Here is a 21,751-nt window from a genome sequence, read left to right as displayed (position 1 = left end):
ATAATGGGAAAATATGAAAATAGTGCGTATAATACCGACTTAATAAAGGTATTTGGGGGGATTGCAATGATTTTAATCACGCTTGCCATGACGATTTCGGTCATGTTCTATCTTTATTTTTTAATCAATCTGGGGTTGATCAACCATTATCGGGAGCCGACCCGCGTCTATCTCAAAGGCCCAACGCCGTATCAGCTCTTTTTGATTATCCCGGTTCTGAATGAAGAGCGCGTCATTGGCAAAACCGTGGCCCAGCTCTCTAATGCACTCGATCAATTACCGGCATCCATCCATGCCCAGTTAATCGCAGTGGATGATGATTCTAGCGACCACAGTTTATTGATGCTGACTCAATCGCAGTCACCGTATTTGCAAGTTTTACACCGTGCCGCCAACGAACAGGCGGGTAAGGGGGCGGTCTTAAATACGGCCGTGCAGTACATTCACCGGACGCTGGCAACAGATGTTGACCCGCGCAAAACCGTCATTGGTGTACTGGATGCCGACGCATTTATGAACGCTTCGGATTTAACTCGGGTGGTTGCCCGTTTTGAACAAGATGCCCGGTTAGCGATGCTTCAAACGAGTGTTAGTATTTATAACCAGCCCAATTGGCTCACCAAGATGCAAAATTTTGAATTCATGGGCGTTAATAACGCGACACAACAACTTCGGAATCGCCTCGGACAAGGAATTGCATCGGGAAATGGTCAGTTTGTGCGCTTCGATTTGGCGCTGAAAAATCCGTGGGGCGATCGGTTGCTTGAGGATTTGGAGTTCACCCTTCGAACCTGGATGTTAGGCGGGACGCGAACCGAGTTTGACCATACGCTGGTCGTACAGCAAGAAGCTGTCGAACAGCTCAAACCGTTTTTCCGCCAACGCGTTCGCTGGTGTCAGGGCGCCGTGCAGTGTATGCATTACTTACCAGCGCTCTGGCGGTCACCATACTTGAACAGCTTTCAAAAAGTCGATACGAGCATCTGGATTTTGATGCCCATCACTGGTTGTATCGTACCGGCGACCAGTTTAGTGACACTAACCATTCTGATTCAGCGTAGTCTGGTCCATTGGCAAGCTGGGTGGCACCATCTCGCCATCGGCACACTGGTCATGATTGCGTTAGCCGCTTGTTGCGTGCTAGCCGCGCTTTATCAGCGTAACTGTACGACCGTTCATCAGCCAATGTCCTTAGCATGCGCCATTCGTGAGGCATTAAGCTTTCAAGCATTCTTATTAATTATTAGCCTCACGCCATACGTCGCGATTTATCGGCAACTGCGCGGACAGACCGCTTGGGCTAAAACCCATCATGAGACGGTTATTCGACCACGCAAATACGCTGGACTTAAACGGTCGTATTAACAATAGGAAGGAATCGACTCATGAAATGGCTAAAGCATCTGTTTCAAACGATTGTTTTACTAGTTGCCGCGGGGCTATTGGGCTGGTTATTGGTCGCAAATTTGGAGATTGGCTTGCCACGGCACACGACTCCGAGCACGCTGTTCACTAGTGGTCTAATCTTCTTAATCCTGATCAGCACCATTAGTTTCGGCAGTTGGTGGCTCAGTCGGCACGGTACGGCCTGGTTGCTGAGTGTTTTTGTGGGACTGACCTTACTCAAATTACCGTTGATTGCCGGTTTAAAAATTCAGCCAACCTCGGATTTTTGGAACTATCACACGCTGGCGGCTTTCAGTGCGCAAGGGCTAACTTGGAAACAGCTCTGGCAACAAGGGGTCATTGGAAACTACGTCCTATTTCCACACGCGCTCAATATTGCAAACGGGTTCAGCTTAGCTGCGGCTTTTGGCGGCGATAATTATTTTGTTAGTCAACTGATTAATATCAGTTGTAGCTTGTTTGATATGCTGCTCATTTACTGGTTAGTCGCGCGCTGGCTTTCCCGTCAATTAGGCATTGCAGCAGCGCTCATCTTCTATTGTATTCCCGCATACTGGTTGTATGGAAGCTTGTTAAATGGCGGTGAACCGTTCTTCTTAACCAGTGTGTTGCTCAGCATGTACGCCCTGACACGCGCGTTAGTCCCACTTTCGACAACCACTCGGACTGACCAACGCTTGTTCCTCGGACTAGCTGTCATCGCAACGGTGGTGGCCAATATGCTACGTCCAATCATGGCGGTATGGGTGATTGCTGTGGCGCTTATGGCCGCATTTGTCTACAGTCGTTCGAACTGGCAGCGATTGCAGCCGCAATATCGACAGCTTCTGCTATATAGTGGCGTTGTGCTAGCTTTATTCGTCACGGCGACCAATCTCGACAACTGGCTTTACGGCATTCGAATCGCACCATCCCGCGTTGAAACGTTGTACAGTTTGGCGACCGGTACTGATCCAAACACTCACGGGACCTACAGTGCCCATTTACAAGCAAGTGTTGATCATGAACTGCGAGTCGCACCAACGTTGAATCAGGCGTACCCACAAATCACGCGGCACTTGGAAACGACGCTACAGACTAATTTGACGCATATCAAACCACAGTTGGGCAACTTTGCAAATCAGAAGATGCAAAACTTCGCCCGCGAAGATTATGGTTACGACTGGTCGTTATATAATCTTAGTCACCATGGTGGTGCGCTCAATCACAACTGGTTTCACTGGGCACCCATAATCGTGTCTCTAGCTGTCATTTATTGGCAAGGCATGTTGGTGTTAGCGTTACTCAGCATCATGATGGGGCTCTGGCTTCAGTGGCGGCACCATTATTTGAATACCTACTTGATGATGGCTGCTTTATTATTCGACGGGTTCACGCTAACCGCCTTACCACTGGAAGTGCAGGGGCGGTATCACGTGATTTTGTACTTACCAATTATCATGTTGCTGATTTGTGGGGTGGCCGGGGTCAAATTATGGTGGCGTCAACGACAGCATAATTTGACGATCATTAACGCCAGCAACAGTGTCTCGAAGGCCTAGTCAGTTTGGGCTGATTTGTCGTCGACGTTCACTGGCACTATAAGATTCATGGAAAATATCGATTGTGGTCTTCGAAAAGCTTGTCGGGGATACGATCGATATTTTTATTCGCCATTAATTAAAACTTTTTTGATCAAACGCTTGCCTTGAAGTTACTTCAAGGTTCTATACTAGTAATTGTATTGAAGTCATTGGAAGGAGGAAACCGAGCCTTGTTAAAACATATTATTGTGGTTTACTATTCATGGTCAGGCAATACTGCGAAAGCAGCACGGGAGATTGCGGCACAGGCACATGTTAGTCCAATTGAACTAACGGTTGCTGATGACACATTCTCAGCCGATATGTACGCCACCGCAACCATCGCTCAGCACCAGATTGAGACGGATACGTTGCCCCAACTGACCAACGTCATGCCCAGTGTTAGTCCAGATGACATTGTACTGGTCGGTGGCCCAGTCTGGCACCACTCAGTTGCAACCCCAGTCCGGCAATTCTTGCGTCAAATAGCGGGTTTTAAAGGCATTGTCGCACCATTTTATACGCATACGGGAACTCCGGGGACATATGAGGCCGAGATTGCCCAACTAATTCCAACTGCGCAGGTTAAGTCAGGCCTCGCAGTTGACCGTCAGACGACCACGCCACAGATTCTGCAATGGCTGAAAACCGTTGCAGCATAGCGTCTGACGACTAGGGACAACGCCATATATCAAGAATCAGGGTCATGATGTGCTGATTAGACTAAATTTTGAGCCACGATAATTGAATCAATTAAATCACTAACAATTTTAAACAGCTTTAGGAGGCTATTAACTATGAAAACAGCAGTATTTGTTGAACCAGGAAAAGTTGAAGCACGCGAATTGCCAAAGGCGACCATTAAACAACCCACAGACGCCGTTTTACGGATCGTTCGGGCGTGTGTCTGTGGATCAGATTTGTGGTGGTTCCGCGGGATTTCAGATCGTAAGCACCCGTCAGCGGTCGGCCATGAAGCCATCGGGGTGGTTGAATCTGTCGGCGATGAAGTGACCCATGTCAAGCCAGGTGATTTTGTTATTGCACCGTTTACGCATGGTTGTGGGCATTGTGCCGCTTGTTTGGCCGGTTTTGAAGGTAACTGTCTCAACAATCATCCCGATGAAATGGTTGGCTATCAGGGTGAATATTTACGTTTCACCAATGCGGACTGGTCACTGGTTAAAGTACCTGGCCAACCAAGTGATTACACCGACGCGCAGTTAAATGATCTACTGACGCTATCAGATGTCATGGCGACTGGTTACCACGCGGCTGCAACGGCTGAAGTTAAACAAGGTGATACGGTCGTTGTCATGGGTGATGGGGCAGTCGGCCTTTGCGGTGTCATTTCTGCCAAGTTACGTGGTGCGAGTCGCATTATTGCCATGAGTCGCCATGCGGATCGGCAAGCCCTCGCTAAAGAATTTGGTGCGACTGACATTATTGCTGAACGGGGCGATGAACGGTTAAAAAAGTCTTCGAATTGACTGATGGCAAGGGGGCTGACGCAGTGTTGGAATGTGTCGGTACTGAACAATCGGTCGATACTGCAGTGAAGGTTGGCCGTCCGGGTGCCGTTGTTGGTCGAGTCGGCGTCCCACAAAAGGCAGAAATGAACACCAACGACTTATTCTGGCGCAATATTGGTCTACGTGGCGGGATTGCCTCAGTCACCACCTATGATCGTGAAGTCCTATTAGATGCTGTTTTGAATGGTCAGATTCATCCTGGTAAGGTCTTTACAAAACGATTTGACCTCGACCATGTTCAAGCAGCCTATGAAGCCATGGACAAACGTGAAGCCATCAAATCGTTATTAATTATTGCAGATTAACGCAGTTTGACGGTCTCACACAAGCCAACTGAGTAACCAGATTGGAGGAAAACGCTTTGAAAAACGTCTTAATCTTAGGTGCCAACGGACAAATCGCTCGCATCGTTGAAAAACGTGTTTTAGTGGAGCAATCCGATGTCCATTTGACATTGTTTCTACGTCAAAAATCACGACTTGCAAACCTAGCTGACAATTCGCGGGTAACCCTAATCGATGGTAATATGACCGATTATCAGGCCGTCAAAGCCGCTATGCACGGGCAAGATATCGTTTACATTGCGGCGGTGGATCACACACCTGATAACGTCATCACGCGTAATGTCATCAAAGCCAGTCGAGAACAAGGGGTTCAACGGATCATTGAATCGAGTCTATTAGGACTTTACAATGAAGTTCCTGGTGAATATGGCCGTTGGAATTATCAAATGGTCAAAAGTGGCTTACCAGCTGCTGTTCACGCCGATGAATTACTAGCGCAGTCCGGAATTTCCTATACAACGTTGCGTTTTCCATGGTTAAACGACCGTGACGAAATCAAGTATCAGCTGACTCACCGCAACGAACCGTATGTCGGCGTCTCTGGCTCGCGTCAAAGTATGGCCGACGTGATTGTCAAAATCATCGCAGATCCGACATTTTTAGCAAATGACAGCGTCGGGATTGCAGATGCTGCCACGCAGGGTGAGACTCGCCCAGTTTACTAATTTGTTTTAAGCACAAACAGCCAAAAAGTCGTCTTCAAGATGGTGACCATTTGACTGCTTGTCGCTGTTTTTAAACTTAAAAATGGCAGGGGCTAAAAAGCAGGGGCACGGCCGCGTTTTTTACAAGCCGAGTCCCTGCTTTAAACTCACTTAGGAAGGGTGGTTATCGATATGCAACAACACTCATTAGGTCCGATTTTGGGTCATATTGCCGGTAAACCTGTGCAAGCCAATCAAGTCACACGCAAGGGCGCACGCTGGGATAGTGGGCGCATGACCCCATCTGATGGTCAAGATACGACTAGTCAGGGTGTCGCTCGCCGAATCACTGAGAAAGCACATCAAATCGTCATTTATTGGTCGCGTTCAGGTGCAACCGAATTGCTAGCCAGCAAAATTGCTAATTTGACCAACAGCGATGTCTGCCAAATTACGCTCACAAATCCGTATCCAGCTGATTATCTAGAAACCAGAACCCGCGCTAATCGTGAGCGTGATACGGGTTTGACACCAGATTTAAATATGCAATTACCAGACCTGACGCAATATGAGACGGTTTATTTGGGCTTTCAAACCTGGGCCATGACACTGAGCGAACCACTTAAAGCATTCTTGCAAGCTTACGGAAACGAACTATCAGGCAAACGTATCATGCCATTTGAGACGAATGGCGGCTACGGTATTGGTAACTGCCTTGATGTGATGTCTCAGTTGCTACAAATCAGTGGCGCGACCAATTATACGATTGAACGACCACTAACGATTGCCGGTAATCAAGTTGATGTTGCTGACACAGCTGTTCGTGAATGGTGCGATTAATGGCTATAAAACGCGCTGTTTCAGCATTTATCAGCATATTTGAGGCACCGTCAATCTTAGTTACGCCTTCAAACAAGCACATGAAGTCTCTAAGTGACTGAAACAGTTGGTGGCTAATTACAGATTGCTACGCCTTAAATGAAAACCAGTAGAATTTGTAATATGGCCCGATTTGCTGAACGAATGCCATACAGCGGCATAGTTGTACTTTAAACCCAGCAATGCGTTCAAATATGGGTTGATTAGCGCGAATACCATTGACGGAGCCGTTGAATCAGATAACTTGAGCATTTGAACTAGCTAACTGTATTTACACAAACCAACGCCTGAATCCGAGTCTCATTTAACGGATTCAGGCGTTTTTAGTTGAATTTATTGAAGTTATTTTAAACAGCTCTGTTAAAATTCATTCTGATTTGTCAGTCAATCTAGAAAAAGTTATTTCAAAAAGTTAAAAAACTGCGCAAAAAAGGCCAGTTAACGGTCAAACCAATGAGTCAAGCTTGATCCAGGCTAATTTAGCGAGGGGGCTTTTTTGATATATTCTAGTTTACATAATATATATTATACAAAGTAGAATCAAAAGTAAAAATACTCCCCCACGACCTAAAATGGTCCCCTGAACAACTTTTACCAAACTTAATCACGACTTTTTCGTTTGCAACTTTCACCGCTGACATTTTAAAATGATAAATTGAATCTGAATTTTAAATTCGGCATATTAAATTCAATCGTCAACCGAAATATTTTATTTACTCAGATTCAACGACTAGCTTTTAAGTGTCATTTGAACTTGAATTAAATTTGATCGCTTGAATTGAATCATTCGTCAGTTATCAAGTTGGCTCAAATCTGACTCATGCTGAATTTGATTTTAGTATGTCGCAAATTCTGCTAATCATGTTACCAAGCAATTTTCTATCCTAATTACGATTTGTTCATCTGACTACTTAATTCACCTCAAATCCTTGATTCATATTCGTTGATTTTAAGCACAACTAACGACCACTTGTCCGTCTATCATCTGAACTAGCTCTCAGAATGCGTCTCTCAGCACGCGATATATTGCTTGTTTTTTCGGTTATTTTATGTTTTAGTTAAAGTAAGATTTCATCTATTGAAAGGACGGCCTGCTGCCAATGACTGCTAAATTTCCGTATGCCCGTAGCTTTATTGCTTCCTTACAAACTGCTGGCAAACAAGCTAGTACGATTGAACAATATGAATTGACGCTCGCAGACTTTTTTAATTATGAACAACATTTCAACGAGACTTTCGCTAAAGATCAGTTACTCGCTGACTTAACTGAAAATGATATTCGCGCCTATTTGGAAATGCTGCGTGAGCAACGCCAATTCAAACCGTCAACCTTGAACAAAGCGCTTTCAAATCTAAATGGTTACTTTAGCTATTTATTTGCCCATCGAATTATTACAACGCTACCGACGTTTGCAATCAAAGGACAACCCTTACTAAACCAACCGACAACCACCACGTGGCCAGAGTTACTCCCACAATGGTTGGCAAATGAAGACCTGCACACGTATACGCGCTTATTTTTATTGCTAACTTACAAGGGTTATACCGCCACCGAAATGCTGACGCCTGGGTTCTATCAGGATTTTAAACAGCTACAGTTTACCGTTGACGAACACCGCTTTATCATGACGTTACAAACCTATTTACAACCTTTACAAGCACAAAGTGGCAGCCCAGATTTGTTCTTAAAGAAGCGTCAACGTGGCAATGATCCACACATCACTTTGGCGGCGTTGCACAAGTATTTAGCCGGCGACGGCCAGCGCTTAGGCGTGCCACTGAAGCCCGTGACGCTCCGTCAAGACTTTATCCTGTGGTATTTAAACCAGCATCGGACGACTGAACCCACCCAAATTATGACACGCTTACGCTTAGACGCAACCAGCCTCGAATATTACCAAAATTTGCTCAGACAACGTGATTTGCGGACCTTACAAGCTAAGCGAACCACCTGAGCCACGTTAAGCCACCTACAATTACCGTTGCGGGTGGCTTTTGATTGTGTGTTATATCAGTCTTCAACTGCTTTACAGGTAGGTTTTTAACTAGACTGGGCACCAGGTAATCAGCAACTGACAGGTGAGTTTGATCATTAACTTTACTAGTTAAAGTAACATTACGTTATTACGACACCTTTACAATACTTTACAAACGTAGGACAAGCATTACACTGCATTTGCTAGTTAGTTAAGAAGCCTTAAAACGCCTGTACAGCGGCAATCTTTGCGGTACACTGGTTATATTGATTAACCAAAGTACTTGAAAGGATGATTTGATGACATTTTACCGTTGGCTGGAACCGTTCATTGAACAAAACGGACCGTTCGCTCCAGCTGCTTCTTACGCCCATTCTGATTTTGATTTTCCAATGACGAGTAATGTTCACGAATTATCTGATTATATTACTTATTTGAATATTCGCGACTCTGTCAAACAATCCTTTTATTCAGCGCTCGATGCTTATCAAGCTAAGTAATGGGACTTAATCAATCATTATAACTGATAATAAAACCCGGCTTATGACGTACTCAAAATTCGTCATAAGCCGGGTTATTTTTGTGTCCTTGTACTAACTAGTCTTGCCAGTGTTCCTTAATAAAGGCTTCACGGCCGCCCATTTCTTCAATCTGATAACGAAATGGATTGCGACGATAGAAGTCTTGATGTTCTTCCTCTGCTGGATAAAATGGCTTGGCGTCTTCAATCGTCGTTACGATTGGCTCAGCGAATTTACCGCTGGCTGCCAATGCGTCACGTGAAGCCGTGGCGACCTTCCGTTGTTCCTCACTATTCACAAAAATGACGGGCCGATAGCTATCACCGCGGTCTTGGAATTGACCAGAGGCGTCAGTCGGATCTGTTTGGCGCCAATAAATTTCAACCAATTGCGCATAGCTAATAATTTCAGGATCAAAGGTGATTTCGACCGCCTCAGTATGACCAGTCGTATGGCTGGCAACTTGTTCATAGGTCGGATTAGCAACGTGACCACCTGTATATCCAGAAATTACGGACTTGATTCCAGGCTGTTGATCAAATGGTTTGACCATGCACCAGAAACAACCGCCAGCAAAAATTGCAGTATCTGTCATATTAATCCTCCATTTGGTTTGAATGTCTTATTTAAATAACTGCCGGTACTGACCGTAACCCGCGGCTTCTAATTCATCAACTGGAATGAATTTTAGTGCGGCTGAATTGATGCAGTAGCGCAGTCCACCCTGGTCACGCGGACCATCTGGGAAGACGTGCCCTAAATGCGATTTCGCCTGCGCACTAGTCACTTCGGTCCGATGCATGCCGAACGAATCATCGTAATGTTCGTTGAGATTAGCCGGTTCAATTGGCTTCGTGAAGGACGGCCAACCACAGCCAGCATCATATTTATCGCGCGAACTGAATAATGCCTGACCGCTTACAACATCAACATAGATGCCGTCTTGATAAAAATCATCATATTCACCACTAAAAGGTCGTTCAGTTGCTGCCTCTTGAGTGACTGCATATTGTTCAGGTGTTAGGCGTTGCCGTAACTCATCTTGCTGCTTAGTCATTAAAATCAGTCCTTTCAGCTATTAAGTTGTACACAACTTAATTACAAGTATTATCATACCCCATTTACCCCAAAATGCAAAAAAGAAGCTCCCAAAACTGGCAGCTTCTTTAGTCACTATTCAGATTTTATCCCGATTAGCTTAGGCGTTGAATGCGTCCGTTAATTGTGGGACAACTTGCTTCTTCCGTGAAACGACACCTGGTAAGCTTAAACGATTGTTGGCAATCGTCTTACCAAAGGCCTTTTCAACGGGTTCTGTTGGGCCCCCAACGACTAACAATTCGGAATTGCTATCTAAAATGTTAGTGGCAAGGATCAAGAACAAGTCATAGCCGTCACTGGCATTTTCAGCTTTAGCAGCATCTTCTAAGGCTGCTTGACGCTTGAAAACATCATCTAAATCAACCGTGTTGATTTGAGCGACACGTACCGTTGAACCAGCCATTTCAAATGACTTAGCATCGGCATCGATTAATTCTTTTTCTGACTTGCTATCAAGGTTAGTCCCAGCCTTAAGCATTGCTAAACCGTAAGTTTCATAATCGATATCAGCAATCTTAGCTAAGTCCTTAACCACGGCGACATCGGTTTCAGTCGTCGTTGGTGACTTCAATAATAAGGTGTCGGAGATGATGGCAGAAAGCATCAAACCGGCCAACTTAGCAGGAATTTCAATGTCGTTTTCTTGGAACAACTTGTAGATAACCGTGCTGCAGCAGCCAAGTGGTTCGGCACGATAGAACAATGGTTGTGCGGTTTCAAAACCGGCGATCCGGTGATGATCAACCACGTGACTCACCGTAACGTCGGCAATATCACTGACACTTTGTTGTGGTTCGTTGTGGTCAACAAGCATGACACTGTCAACTTCGTCACTAGCTTTAGTGATGACCCGCAGTGCTGGTTCGTCAAAGTGATCCAAAACAAATTGGGTTTCTTCATTGGGTTCGCCCAATGCAACGGCTTCAGTATCCGCACCCATTTTATTTTCGAAATATGAGAATGCCTTTGCCGCCACGATTGCGTCGGTATCAGGATTTTGGTGTCCAAAAATTAATTCCTTACTCATTAGTACAAAACTCCCTTAAAACTTATTTTTGATTAATTTTTTGTAACCGTGAAATATAATCTTCAGCCCGTAAGTAAGCATCAAATTCGTCCAAGAAGTTCTTGATCCGTGGAATTTGGTCCTTATCTTTACGGAAGACGAAGTTCAAATCAAACTTGATTGCTGGTTCAAATGACAGCGTGTGTAACTTGTCTGTCGCTGGGTTAGCAACCATGAATGAATTTGGTAATGCCGTATTCGTGTTGGTCGTTGCCGCAACGAACCGGTAGATCTGTTGTGGTGTCGTGAACCGAGCCGCTGCAGTTGGTAAATCAGCGAGCTGGTTCTTGTAAGATTCCTTCACCACTTGATCTAAATAATAGTTCTCTGGATAAGTGACCCATGGACTGAGCGTCGTATCCTTAAACTTGATCCGCTTCTTCTTAGCTAACTTGGGGTCACCCGAAATGAAGAGCAATTCGTCTTGAATAATCTTCTTCGATTGGTATGGCTTCCAGTTTTTAATGCTTTCGTCAGGCAAATACATGACGGCCAAATCAATGCGGTTATTTTCTAGTCGTTCCCAAATTTCTTTGCGGGTCAACATGTGTAGCGAAATAATGACATTTGGATTGGCTTCATAATACTTGATTGCAAAGTCTTCAAACACGTGATCTTCAATTGAAGCCAGCACCCCAATATTAATCGTTCCTTGGGTGGCGCTGGTCGTTTGTTGAATCTCGTCGGTCGCTTTGTTCAGGACATCGTAAATACTGTGTGTGGCATTTAACATGGTGTAACCCGCATCAGAGAGTCGTAACTTCTTACCCACTGAATAGAATAATGGGGCCCCAACCGTGCGTTCCAACTTTTTAATTTGTTGCGTCAACGCTGGTTGCGTAATACCCAAAATTTGAGCAGCCTGTGTGTAATTCATTGTTTCGGCTAATTGCAAGAAATACGTTAACGTTTTCGAGGAGAAAATACTTTCTTGAGTTGTCTTCATGAATTTTACCTGATCCTTTCTTCTTATCGCCATCTTATGATACCTATAATTTTATACAAGATTCATGGTGAAAGCAAGCGGTTGTTATCGGTAAATAAAGCTTAACTAATTCATAATCTTTTACATTGCCATAACTTTATCTTAATCGAATACGGATTAACGTGCAAGCATTCGCATTGGCAACTAAACAGTTAACGGAATTGGGTGAACTTGCATTGCAACGGGTTCCCCTTCTGTATCGGTATCGACCACGAAGGACCCGTTTGAATACCGTGCGCTGACCGGATGATCATCGCTTAAAATCGAATGGTGCTTACCCCGGTCTGTCAAGACATCGAAGGCCACGCCACTTGCATCGGCAGCCACTAAGACGTAATCAGCGACCCGGTGCGGATGACTCTTCAATTCACGTAAGACTTGAACCCCACGACGAGCCCGACTGGTGACCGGAATATCTGCGACCTTCATTTTCTTAAATGAACCGCGCTGCGTAATCATGTCTAACAAGTCGGTCTCATTGGCAATTGTCGCACGTACGATGGCATCGTCGCGAAGATCCATTGACTTAACGCCGACTGCTTTGGCACCAATCGTTGGCACTTCACTTAAATCGTAACGTAAGCCATAGCCGTGTTGCGTGACTAGCACTAAAGTTCCAGTTGGTGCAGCTGGCAGATAATCGACCGTGACGACACTCGCATCGTCTGATTTCAGTTTGATAAATTGACTGGCGCGGGTCTTATACGTCCGACCAGGGGTGTAGTCCGCAAACGCCGTCTGTTTAATGTAACCGTCACTAGTGGCAACTAAGAACTTACCGGTGGCTTTCAGATTTTCAAAACTGTAGACCCAGGTAATGCGTTCGTTGTCCGCAAGCCCAATCGTCTGCGAAATATGCTCGCCAGTATCTTTCCACTTGGCATCTGAAATCTCATAGACTGGCCGATAGATTAGATGACCCATATTCGTGAACATCATCAAATGGTCTAACGTACTATTCTTAGCCAAATAGATTGGATAATCTTCGTCTTTTAGCCCATTATCATCAGGTTCAGAAGCCGAATAGGAGCGTAAACTAGTCCGTTTGATATAGCCATCATGACTAATCATCACGACGACATCTTCTTGCGGAATGACCACTTCGGTTTTAACCTTCAACTCTTGAATCTCATTTTGAATTTCGGTCAAACGACTGGTTGGATAGGCTTTTTGAACGGCCTTTAGTTCCCGCCGCAATACCTTATCGAGTTCTTTGGGTTCAGCCAGAATCAATTGATAAGTTTCAATCGACTTAGCTAAGTCCGCAGCTTCCTTTTCCAACTGGGTCACGTCGGTATTCGTCAAGCGGTATAGTTGCATCGTGACGATGGCTTCAGCTTGAATTTCAGTGAAATCAAATTGACTGACCAAGTTCTGCTTGGCGTCTTTTTTATCCTTGCTGCCCCGGATTGTCTTGATAACTTGATCCAGAATCGACATCGCTTTGATCAGCCCTTGAACGATATGCTGACGATCAGCTGCCTTTTGCAAGTTGAACTTGGTCCGACGAGTGATGACGTCGCGCTGATGTTCTAAGTAGGCCGATAAAATCGTCTTCAGTCCAACGTGTTCAGGACGTTGATGATAGATAGCCACCATGTTGAAGTTATACGTGATTTGCAAGTCGGTGTTTTTGAGCAAGTAAGTCAAAATACCTTCCGCGTTAACATCGCGCTTCAATTCAATCACGACTGAGAGGCCTTTACGGTCACTTTCATCGCGGACTTCAGCAATTCCTTCGATCTTCTTTAAGATGCGAATCTCGTCAATTTTCTTAACGAGTTGCGCTTTGTTGACTTCATAAGGAATCTCAGAAACTTCGATTTGGGACTTATTACCCTTGAGTGGCACGATTTTCGTCCGCGACCGGACAACGATGCGACCACGACCAGTTTCGTAAGCTTGCTTGATACCAGCCAAGCCTTGGATAATCCCGCCAGTCGGGAAATCAGGCCCCTTCACAAAGTCCATCAAGTCTTCCAGACTCGCCTTGGGATGATTCATCAAGAACAAAATCGCGTCGATGACTTCACTCAGATTGTGCGGTGGAATTTCAGTGGCATAACCGGCTGAAATCCCAGTTGCACCGTTCACCAATAAGTTCGGGAACCGCGCTGGTAACACGGTTGGTTCATACTCGGTATCATCGAAGTTCAGGACCATATCAACGGTCTTTTTATCGATGTCTTGGAGCATTTCACCCGAAATTTTACTCAAACGAGCTTCGGTATACCGCATGGCAGCGGCCGGGTCACCGTCCATCGACCCATTGTTCCCGTGCATCTCGATGAGTGGTTCTCGTAACTTCCAATCCTGACTCAGACGCACCATCGCTTCGTAAATTGACGAATCACCATGGGGGTGAAAGTTACCCATGACGTTCCCAACTGACTTAGCAGACTTACGGAAGGCCTTATCAAAGGTATTGCCATCCTGATTCATCGCGTATAGAATCCGGCGTTGAACCGGTTTTAAGCCATCACGAATGTCAGGAAGTGCCCGCTCTTGAATAATATACTTAGAATAACGGCCGAAGCGGTCGCCCATGACGTCTTCAAGCGTTAATTCTTGAATTTTTGGCTGTTCTGTTGCCATTATACGACCTCCTCTAATGCTTTAATTGTTGTGCTAACTCTTGGTCAGCTTGCTGATGGGCGGATGAAACGGCTTCGTTATCAAGTAATGAGCCATCCTCATCTAACGTAAATTGAACGTTACTTTCGATCCATTTACGACGAGGTTCCACTTTATCACCCATCAAGGTCGTGACCCGTTTTTCGGCTAACGCTGCATCGTCAATACGAACCCGTACCAACGTCCGCTTTTCAGGATCCATCGTGGTTTCCCACAGTTGTTCTGCGTTCATTTCACCAAGACCCTTATACCGTTGCAGCGCGTAGCCCTTGCCAAACGTTTTGGTCTTAAGTGTCAATTCTTCATCGGTCCAAGCATATTCGGTCCGCATTTGCTTATTCTGCCGCTTCTGTAATCGATACAGTGGCGGTAAGGCGATGTAGATTTTGCCTGCATCGATCATTGGCCGCATGTATTTGTAGAAGAAGGTCAATAACAGAATTTGAATATGGGCACCATCGGTATCCGCATCGGTCATGATGATGACTTTGTCGTAGTTGCTGGCCTTAATATCGAATTCTGGACCAACCCCCGCACCAATCGTGTAAATCATCGTGTTGATTTCTTCATTTTTAACAATATCTGCCAGTTTGGCCTTTTCTGTATTTAACACTTTACCACGTAACGGTAAAATCGCTTGGAACTTACGGTCACGGCCTTGTTTGGCAGAACCACCGGCCGAATCCCCTTCGACGAGGAACAATTCATTTTTCTTCGCGTTCTTGGATTGTGCAGGCGTTAGCTTTCCGGATAGCAACCGTTCTTGCTTGTGACGGCGTTTACCATTCCGGCTCTCATCGCGGGCTTTGCGTGCGGCTTCGCGAGCTTGCCTTGCTTTGGTCGACTTACGGATCAGCATCTGCGCAAATTCGCCATTTTCCATCAAGAAGAATTGCAACTGCTCGCTCACGATATTGTCAACGATCGTCCGGGCTTCTGGAGTGCCTAGTTTTTCCTTGGTTTGGCCTTCAAATTGCAGTAGATTTTCGGGCACACGCAACGAAATAACTGCCGATAACCCTTCACGCACGTCGGAGCCTTCAAGATTTTTATCTTTATCCTTTAACAGGCCGACTTTACGGGCATATTCGTTAAATGCTTTGGTCCACGCGCTCCGGAACCCAACTTCATGAGTCCCACCATCTGGCGTCCGCACGTTGTTAACGAATGACAACAAGTTTTCGGAGTAGCCGTCGTTGTATTGTGCGGCGACTTCCACTTCCACGCCTTCTTTAGTGCCATCAAAGAACATGATGTCACCCAGCGTATCTTTATCCTCGTTGAGATAACTGACAAACGCTTTGATACCATCTTCGTAGTGGAAAACCAGTTCTTGTTCCTGGTTTTCTCGTTCGTCAGTTAACGTGATCTTAACGCCTTTCAACAAGAAGGCTGATTCACGAAGCCGTTCAGCTAACGTCTGAAAATTATAAACGGTGGTCGTAAAGATGCTGGCATCGGGCTTAAACGTCATCGTCGTCCCAGTTGGTTTGTTCGTCTTGCCCTTCTTTTCAAGGGTCCCAACTGGATGACCACCGTCCTTAAAGTGTTCCACGTAGCGATAGCCATCACGGATGATTGTGACAGTTAACTCAGACGAAAGCGCATTAACCACGCTCGCGCCGACGCCGTGAAGGCCCCCAGACGTCTTGTAGCCCCCTTGACCAAACTTACCGCCCGCGTGGAGGACCGTCAAAATAACTTCAGGGGTTGGAATACCGGAAGCATGCATCCCGACTGGCATTCCACGACCATGGTCAACGACGGTAATACTGTTATCTGCGTGAATCGTGACGTTAATCTCTTTCCCATAACCGGCTAACGCCTCATCGACCGCATTATCAACAATTTCATAAACTAGGTGATGGAGTCCGCGGCCGTCCGTGGAACCAATATACATTCCGGGACGCTTCCGAACGGCTTCTAATCCTTCAAGCACCTGGATTGAAGAATCATCATATTTTGGGCTTTTCTTGGCCATTCTCACAACTCCTTTTGAATTTTCTCATCTGTCCCATTCAGTCGAGCAACGGTAACCGTTTTAAAATAGTCCACCGATGCTGAACTTGTCAAGCGACAGTTGTCTTTTTAGATCTTATCTGCTGGCTTGTCATCTGTTAGCATACACTTAATTAATCCGTTTAGCAAACATATGTTCGTGCACGCCATAAAATTAATGCCACTTACTAGCTTACCTCATGTTGATTCTAAGCGCCAGTTCAATGAATAAACTTATTGTGATTCACGACAAGTTCTTAAAATGCGCGGATAATTTGGCTGTAGGCGCTTTAAAAGCTTGAATCACCGGCATTTATCCAATTAAAAATTATCAAAAAATCATTTTATTTTCATAATTCCAGCACATTCTATTATTTTTTTAAATCGATTTAGTCCCACAATCATCAAAAGAATGCTAAAATATTGAGTGATTCTATTGCAGGAGGAACCAATTTTGAAAATATTAATTATGCTGATCGTTGCCTACTTAATCGGCTCGATTCCTTCGGGTGTCATCATTGGCAAGCTATTCTTTCAAACTGATATCCGCTTAGCTGGAAGCGGCAATATTGGCACGACCAATACGTATCGCGTGTTAGGGCCGACTGCTGGGACGATCGTCATGGCAATGGACATCTTGAAAGGCACAATTGCAGCACTTCAACCGACGCTCTTATTTCATATGGCTAATCGCTACACCCTTTTGATCGGATTAGCCGCCATCCTGGGGCACACCTTTTCGATTTACATTGGTTTCAAGGGCGGTAAAGCCGTCGCAACCAGTGCCGGTATTCTGCTTGCCTACAATTGGGAGTTCTTCCTGATTGCGAGTGTCATCATGTTCATCTTAGTCTACACAACCAGTATGGTGAGTGTCGCCAGTATGACGGCATTTCCAATCGTCACCTTAATTGCCATCTTTTATTATCAAGACTGGCTACTTTCCGTGGTGGCACTTGTCCTGACATGCTTCATTTTTTACCGGCATCGCAGCAACATTGCTCGAATTAAAAACGGGACTGAGTCACTGGTCCATTTTGGGATTGGTTGGCGCCGCCAGCAACGCGCTAATCGCAAATAAATTAGAATTTAAAGGTCACACAATTGCGTGTGGCCTTTTTGTTTTGCACGTGGTAAGCTAGGTGCTGTGTTTTTGAGTTGTTTTTTAATTTTAGTTAAAGTAAGAAGTTACAGTATACTTGATTGTCATGCCACACTAAAAAGACCAACAAATTGAGATTCGTTGGTCTTTTTAGTGCGTTATCTAACTTTGCTAAAAGAAACTAATGTCATATTTCGCATCAAACGTCTTATTCGCACCAAGGCGATTAATGCCCATCTTATGGCTTAATTGGCCATCGCTGTCCACGTTATCCGCGATGCCCCACCATGGCTCTAAGCAGACGAATGGCGCTTCTGCGGGGTATGGTGACCACATGCCGACGTACGGTGCGTCTTCAATCGTCATCGCCACCCCATGATCATCTAAATCCGTTTCCAGCATTAAAGTCGTCTCATGATGATCTAGAGCCAAAATAACGGCATCATCTTTGAACAATTCGCGGTTCAGTTCAAGTGGTTTCGTCAAATCTAACTCATCCGCATTGGCCGCATCATTCAGCGGTGCCTTCAATGGAATATGTGAGTAAACTTGGCGTGGCGCCACTCGAATCTGGTAATCCGCCAAGTCCCCATTAGGATCCGCTAGCGGCACATTAAAAGCGGGATGTCCCCCGACTGCAAATAGCAAGTCCTGGTTGGCTGGATTATGCACGTTATAGTTAACGGTCAATTCATGATCCGTCAACGTATAAATCAGACGTAACCGAAATGCATACGGGTACATCGACCGGGTTGCACTGGTATCAGTCAATTCCAAGGTTGCCGTCGTTTCCGTTTGTTTCACGACGGAGAAATCGTTGTCCCGTGCAAAACCATGTTGGCCCATGTGATAAGCTTGACCGGCAACGGTATACTGGTCATCTTTCAAGCGGCCGACGATTGGAAACAGGACGGGTGCATGCCGTCCCCAATATTTCTTATCTGCTTGCCACATATATTCGATGCCATCATTTGACTTTACACTACTTAATTCGGCCCCCGCTTCATTGATTGAAACGGTCAGATATTGATTCTTTAATACGACTGTCATCCGTGTCAACGCCCCCTTTGATTATATTATAAGATATAGCGACTAAGGTCTTTATCCTGTGCAATGTTACCAATACGTTCGTTGACGTAATTTTCTGTGATCGTCACTTCACCCATTTCCATATCTGGGCCTTCGTACAGCAATTCTTCAAGTAATTTTTCAAGAATGGTATGCAAACGCCGCGCACCAATATTTTGCGTCTCATGGTTGACCTTGTAGGCGATCGAGGCAATGGCTTCAATCGCTTCGATCGTGAAGGTCACCTTGATATTGTCTGTACCGATCAAGGCAATATATTGTTTGATCAACGCGTTCTTCGGTTCCGTTAAAATCTTAACGAAGTCTACTTGGCTCAAGTCGTCAAGTTCGACCCGAATTGGAAAACGACCCTGTAATTCAGCAATCAGATCACTAGGCTTACTTTCGGCAAAGGCACCAGAAGCAATAAACAGGATGTGATCAGTGTTGATTGGTCCGTATTTGGTTGAGATTTGAGAACCTTCAACGATTGGTAAGATATCGCGTTGAACGCCTTCACGTGAAACTTCACCAGAACCCTGTTGGCCGCCCTTGGTAATCTTATCAATTTCATCAATAAAAATAATCCCAGTATTTTCGGCACGGACAATCGCGTCGTGATAAATATCCGCATTATTGACTAATTTTTCAGATTCTTCACGCACTAAGATCTCACGAGCTTCTGCAACTGGCATTGTCCGCTTGATGCGCTTCTTCGGCATTAAGGCACCTAAGCTATCTCCCAAGTCGATGCCCATTTGGCCCAACATGTTATTGCTACCAGCAGCAGCCTGTTGTGGATCGTCCATTTCAATCGTGACTTCGGATTGTTCTAAGCGACCGCTCTTGAGCTGATCAGCCACGGATAAGCGTTGGTTACGAACATCATCCGTCACTTCTTCGTTCGATGATTCATTCATGTCCGGTGTTTGCCCATTCTGCATCTGGGTAAACATGTTCATCATGTTTTGAAATTCATTGCCATTTTGCTTGGCCTGCTTCTTTTGTGCGGGCACTAACAGCTTAACGAGGCGTTTATCCGCAGCTTGGACCGCTTTGGCCCGAACGCCGGAGTAAGCCTGTTGCTTTTCCATTTCAATTGCGACGTCCACGAGGTCACGAACCATCGATTCCACGTCACGACCAACATAGCCGACTTCAGTAAACTTGGTCGCTTCGACCTTGACGAACGGCGCGTGCACGATTTTAGCTAACCGCCGCGCAATTTCCGTTTTACCGACCCCGGTTGGTCCAATCATCAGCATGTTCTTAGGTGTGATCTCTTCTTGCATTTCAGCAGACAGTTCCATCCGCCGATAACGGTTGCGCAAAGCGATGGCAACGGCTTTCTTAGCTTGGCCTTGACCAATCACATAGTTGTCCAGCGCAGCAACGATTTGTTTGGGTGTCTTATTGATTTCTTCCATGAGTTTCCTCCCACCTTACAAGGTTTCTGAAATAACGTTATGGTTCGTAAAGATATCGATGTCACCAGCGATGTGGATCGCTGCTTCAGCAACTTCTTTTGCGCTCATGTCCTTGGCATGCAACTGCATTGCCCGCGCCGCTGCTAGAGCAAAGTTACCACCAGAACCGATAGCCAGCACGTCGTTATCCGGCGTAATGACTTCACCGCTTCCTGAAACCAGTAGCATGTCGTCTTTGTTCATAACGATCAACAAAGCTTCCAATTTTTGGAGGGCTTGGTCGCTACGCCATTCCTGTGCTAATTCAACGGCAGCCCGTTGTAAGTTACCAGAAAATTCGTTGAGTTTCTTTTCAAAACGATCTTCGAGGTTAAAAGCATCCGCGACACTGCCCGCAAAGCCAACGACAACTTGGTCATTGTAAATACGACGGACCTTGTGCGCCGTCCCCTTCATGACGACTTTTTCACCCATCGTCACTTGGCCATCACCAGCCATAGCATTATGGCCGTTTTGACGAACGGCACAGATCGTTGTTGCTTCAAATTTCGTTGTCATGTTCAGTCTCCTTTGTCGATTCCCGCGTGGCTCGTGGGAAAAATTGACGATAATCTTGTTGTAAGTGTTCCTTAGTCACGTGCGCGTATATTTGCGTCGTCGACAAGCTCGTATGCCCCAATAGTTCTTGTACGGTCCGGAGATCCGCCCCATTGTTGAGCATCTGGGTCGCAAACGTATGCCGCAACATATGCGGATGAATATCCGCCGTCAAACTGCTCTTTTTCACGATTTGATTGAGCACGTATTCGATGCCACCGCCCGTGATCGGGCCCCCATGCCGGTTGATAAACACGGTCTGATGGGTCTGACCATACTTTTCCATCACGGGTTGCCGACAGACAGTCTGATAGCGTTGCAGGGCGGCGGCAGCGTAACGGCCAAATGGCACGTAACGCTCCTTGTCGCCCTTCCCACGAATCAACATCATTTTGAGGTCATAGTCGATGTCGCTTAATTGCAGATCGACGCATTCACTCAGCCGGATACCAGTCCCGTACAAGACTTCAAGCAAGGCGGCATTACGAGCGCCCATGATACTGTCATCCGCATAGACGGTTTTGAAGAGCACGTCCAATTCCTTTTGATAAAAGAACCGGGGTAAGCGCGCGGCGTGTTTTTTTAGTTGCACGTAGACAAACGGATTCAATTGCGCTAAATCGTTCTTAACTAAAAAGTTATAGAACGACCGTAAGCTTGACACTTTACGAGCAATCGAGTTCCGTGTCAAATGCCGGTCATATAGATGACTCAAATAAACATTGACATCCAACCGGTCAACTTCAGTATACGCTTTCGCGCCGCCGTTTGCCGTTAAGAAATCATTAAAAGCTTGAATATCTTCCCGGTAAGCTGCGGCGGTCTCTTCTGAATATTGCCGTTCGACCCGCACGTATTTCAAAAAAAGGGCCAAATAATCTGTCTCCATACAAAAACCTCCATACGTT

General features: G+C 45.6%; 18 protein-coding genes and 1 pseudogene. 9 read left to right on the top strand and 10 right to left on the bottom strand.

From position 1 onward, the window contains the following. Positions 1–66 precede the first annotated feature (66 nt). The 8 genes and pseudogenes from MZO40_RS06485 to MZO40_RS06450 all read left to right on the top strand — a co-directional run bounded on the left by MZO40_RS06485 (position 67) and on the right by MZO40_RS06450 (position 8,844). Complete coding sequence (locus MZO40_RS06485; RefSeq protein WP_252133172.1) at positions 67–1,365, top strand: glycosyltransferase family 2 protein; 1,299 nt, start codon at positions 67–69, stop codon at positions 1,363–1,365. A gap of 20 nt (positions 1,366–1,385) precedes the next feature. Beyond that, a complete protein-coding gene (locus MZO40_RS06480) occupies positions 1,386–2,948 on the top strand; it encodes a hypothetical protein (protein ID WP_105961741.1) in 1,563 nt (520 codons plus the stop codon). A gap of 212 nt (positions 2,949–3,160) precedes the next feature. Beyond that, a complete protein-coding gene (locus MZO40_RS06475) occupies positions 3,161–3,631 on the top strand; it encodes a flavodoxin (protein WP_157685910.1) in 471 nt (156 codons plus the stop codon). Positions 3,632–3,766: 135 nt separating this feature from the next. Next, positions 3,767–4,806, top strand: a pseudogene (locus MZO40_RS06470) (zinc-dependent alcohol dehydrogenase family protein). A gap of 56 nt (positions 4,807–4,862) precedes the next feature. Then, entirely contained in the window at positions 4,863–5,510 is a 648-nt protein-coding gene (locus MZO40_RS06465) for an NAD(P)H-binding protein (RefSeq protein ID WP_105961740.1), read from the top strand. Positions 5,511–5,681: 171 nt separating this feature from the next. Beyond that, entirely contained in the window at positions 5,682–6,329 is a 648-nt protein-coding gene (locus tag MZO40_RS06460) for a flavodoxin (RefSeq protein ID WP_101873453.1), read from the top strand. A gap of 1,139 nt (positions 6,330–7,468) precedes the next feature. Beyond that, positions 7,469–8,323 carry a phage integrase N-terminal SAM-like domain-containing protein gene (locus MZO40_RS06455; protein ID WP_105961994.1) on the top strand — a complete coding sequence of 285 codons (855 nt, stop codon included), beginning with the start codon at positions 7,469–7,471 and terminating at the stop codon, positions 8,321–8,323. Positions 8,324–8,643: 320 nt separating this feature from the next. Further along, positions 8,644–8,844, top strand: coding sequence for a YozE family protein (locus MZO40_RS06450; protein ID WP_003638809.1), 201 nt, complete (start codon positions 8,644–8,646; stop codon positions 8,842–8,844). 97 nt (positions 8,845–8,941) lie between these two features. On the opposite strand, the gene msrA is transcribed toward MZO40_RS06450, so the two are convergent. The 6 genes from msrA to parE all read right to left on the bottom strand — a co-directional run bounded on the left by msrA (position 8,942) and on the right by parE (position 16,632). Beyond that, positions 8,942–9,460, bottom strand: a complete 519-nt coding sequence (gene msrA, locus MZO40_RS06445; RefSeq protein WP_050338617.1) for a peptide-methionine (S)-S-oxide reductase MsrA — start codon at positions 9,458–9,460, stop codon at positions 8,942–8,944. A 27-nt stretch (positions 9,461–9,487) separates the two neighbouring features. After that, positions 9,488–9,922: a peptide-methionine (R)-S-oxide reductase MsrB gene (msrB, locus tag MZO40_RS06440; protein ID WP_003638811.1), complete on the bottom strand. Its 435-nt coding sequence runs from the start codon at positions 9,920–9,922 to the stop codon at positions 9,488–9,490. A gap of 141 nt (positions 9,923–10,063) precedes the next feature. After that, positions 10,064–10,993 carry a manganese-dependent inorganic pyrophosphatase gene (locus MZO40_RS06435; RefSeq protein WP_101873450.1) on the bottom strand — a complete coding sequence of 310 codons (930 nt, stop codon included), beginning with the start codon at positions 10,991–10,993 and terminating at the stop codon, positions 10,064–10,066. A 22-nt stretch (positions 10,994–11,015) separates the two neighbouring features. Continuing rightward, positions 11,016–11,978 (bottom strand): LysR family transcriptional regulator, encoded by a 963-nt coding sequence (locus tag MZO40_RS06430; protein WP_003638813.1) that lies wholly within the window; start codon positions 11,976–11,978, stop codon positions 11,016–11,018. A gap of 183 nt (positions 11,979–12,161) precedes the next feature. Continuing rightward, the gene (parC, locus tag MZO40_RS06425; protein ID WP_252133171.1) at positions 12,162–14,612 is read right to left on the bottom strand and encodes a DNA topoisomerase IV subunit A; all 2,451 of its coding nucleotides are present in this window, start codon (positions 14,610–14,612) and stop codon (positions 12,162–12,164) included. A 13-nt stretch (positions 14,613–14,625) separates the two neighbouring features. Further along, the gene (parE, locus tag MZO40_RS06420; protein ID WP_050338614.1) at positions 14,626–16,632 is read right to left on the bottom strand and encodes a DNA topoisomerase IV subunit B; all 2,007 of its coding nucleotides are present in this window, start codon (positions 16,630–16,632) and stop codon (positions 14,626–14,628) included. 471 nt (positions 16,633–17,103) lie between these two features. Here parE and plsY point away from each other — a divergent pair, with 471 nt between their 5' ends. Further along, a complete protein-coding gene (plsY, locus tag MZO40_RS06415; RefSeq protein WP_082230235.1) occupies positions 17,104–17,730 on the top strand; it encodes a glycerol-3-phosphate 1-O-acyltransferase PlsY in 627 nt (208 codons plus the stop codon). A gap of 192 nt (positions 17,731–17,922) precedes the next feature. Here plsY and MZO40_RS06410 read toward each other — a convergent pair whose 3' ends face one another. From MZO40_RS06410 to xerC, 4 genes are read right to left on the bottom strand one after another with little or no spacing between them, the layout of a single operon-like run. Then, positions 17,923–18,801 (bottom strand): aldose 1-epimerase family protein, encoded by an 879-nt coding sequence (locus MZO40_RS06410; protein WP_252133170.1) that lies wholly within the window; start codon positions 18,799–18,801, stop codon positions 17,923–17,925. A gap of 26 nt (positions 18,802–18,827) precedes the next feature. Continuing rightward, positions 18,828–20,246 carry an ATP-dependent protease ATPase subunit HslU gene (hslU, locus tag MZO40_RS06405; RefSeq protein WP_105961992.1) on the bottom strand — a complete coding sequence of 473 codons (1,419 nt, stop codon included), beginning with the start codon at positions 20,244–20,246 and terminating at the stop codon, positions 18,828–18,830. Positions 20,247–20,261: 15 nt separating this feature from the next. Next, the gene (gene hslV / locus MZO40_RS06400; protein WP_003638820.1) at positions 20,262–20,804 is read right to left on the bottom strand and encodes an HslVU peptidase proteolytic subunit; all 543 of its coding nucleotides are present in this window, start codon (positions 20,802–20,804) and stop codon (positions 20,262–20,264) included. Next, positions 20,788–21,732 (bottom strand): tyrosine recombinase XerC, encoded by a 945-nt coding sequence (xerC, locus tag MZO40_RS06395; protein ID WP_105920671.1) that lies wholly within the window; start codon positions 21,730–21,732, stop codon positions 20,788–20,790. The genes hslV and xerC overlap by 17 nt, the downstream gene beginning before the upstream one ends. Between the last annotated feature and the right edge of the window lie 19 nt (positions 21,733–21,751).

It is taken from the genome of Lactiplantibacillus sp. B652 (assembly GCF_023806745.1).
Taxonomy (GTDB): domain Bacteria; phylum Bacillota; class Bacilli; order Lactobacillales; family Lactobacillaceae; genus Lactiplantibacillus; species Lactiplantibacillus pentosus.
This window is presented reverse-complemented; position numbering and strand designations above follow the sequence as displayed.

What these genes read in the sequence shown, in the direction of transcription:
- MZO40_RS06485 (WP_252133172.1), top strand. Translation starts at nt 67, where the DNA reads ATGATTTTAATCACGCTTGCCATGACGATTTCGGTCATGTTCTATCTT.
- MZO40_RS06480 (WP_105961741.1), top strand. Translation starts at nt 1,386, where the DNA reads ATGAAATGGCTAAAGCATCTGTTTCAAACGATTGTTTTACTAGTTGCC.
- MZO40_RS06460 (WP_101873453.1), top strand. Translation starts at nt 5,682, where the DNA reads ATGCAACAACACTCATTAGGTCCGATTTTGGGTCATATTGCCGGTAAA.
- MZO40_RS06455 (WP_105961994.1), top strand. Translation starts at nt 7,469, where the DNA reads ATGACTGCTAAATTTCCGTATGCCCGTAGCTTTATTGCTTCCTTACAA.
- MZO40_RS06450 (WP_003638809.1), top strand. Translation starts at nt 8,644, where the DNA reads ATGACATTTTACCGTTGGCTGGAACCGTTCATTGAACAAAACGGACCG.
- msrA (WP_050338617.1), bottom strand. Translation starts at nt 9,460, where the DNA reads ATGACAGATACTGCAATTTTTGCTGGCGGTTGTTTCTGGTGCATGGTC.
- msrB (WP_003638811.1), bottom strand. Translation starts at nt 9,922, where the DNA reads ATGACTAAGCAGCAAGATGAGTTACGGCAACGCCTAACACCTGAACAA.
- MZO40_RS06435 (WP_101873450.1), bottom strand. Translation starts at nt 10,993, where the DNA reads ATGAGTAAGGAATTAATTTTTGGACACCAAAATCCTGATACCGACGCA.
- MZO40_RS06430 (WP_003638813.1), bottom strand. Translation starts at nt 11,978, where the DNA reads ATGAAGACAACTCAAGAAAGTATTTTCTCCTCGAAAACGTTAACGTAT.
- parC (WP_252133171.1), bottom strand. Translation starts at nt 14,612, where the DNA reads ATGGCAACAGAACAGCCAAAAATTCAAGAATTAACGCTTGAAGACGTC.
- parE (WP_050338614.1), bottom strand. Translation starts at nt 16,632, where the DNA reads ATGGCCAAGAAAAGCCCAAAATATGATGATTCTTCAATCCAGGTGCTT.
- MZO40_RS06410 (WP_252133170.1), bottom strand. Translation starts at nt 18,801, where the DNA reads ATGACAGTCGTATTAAAGAATCAATATCTGACCGTTTCAATCAATGAA.
- hslU (WP_105961992.1), bottom strand. Translation starts at nt 20,246, where the DNA reads ATGGAAGAAATCAATAAGACACCCAAACAAATCGTTGCTGCGCTGGAC.
- hslV (WP_003638820.1), bottom strand. Translation starts at nt 20,804, where the DNA reads ATGACAACGAAATTTGAAGCAACAACGATCTGTGCCGTTCGTCAAAAC.
- xerC (WP_105920671.1), bottom strand. Translation starts at nt 21,732, where the DNA reads ATGGAGACAGATTATTTGGCCCTTTTTTTGAAATACGTGCGGGTCGAA.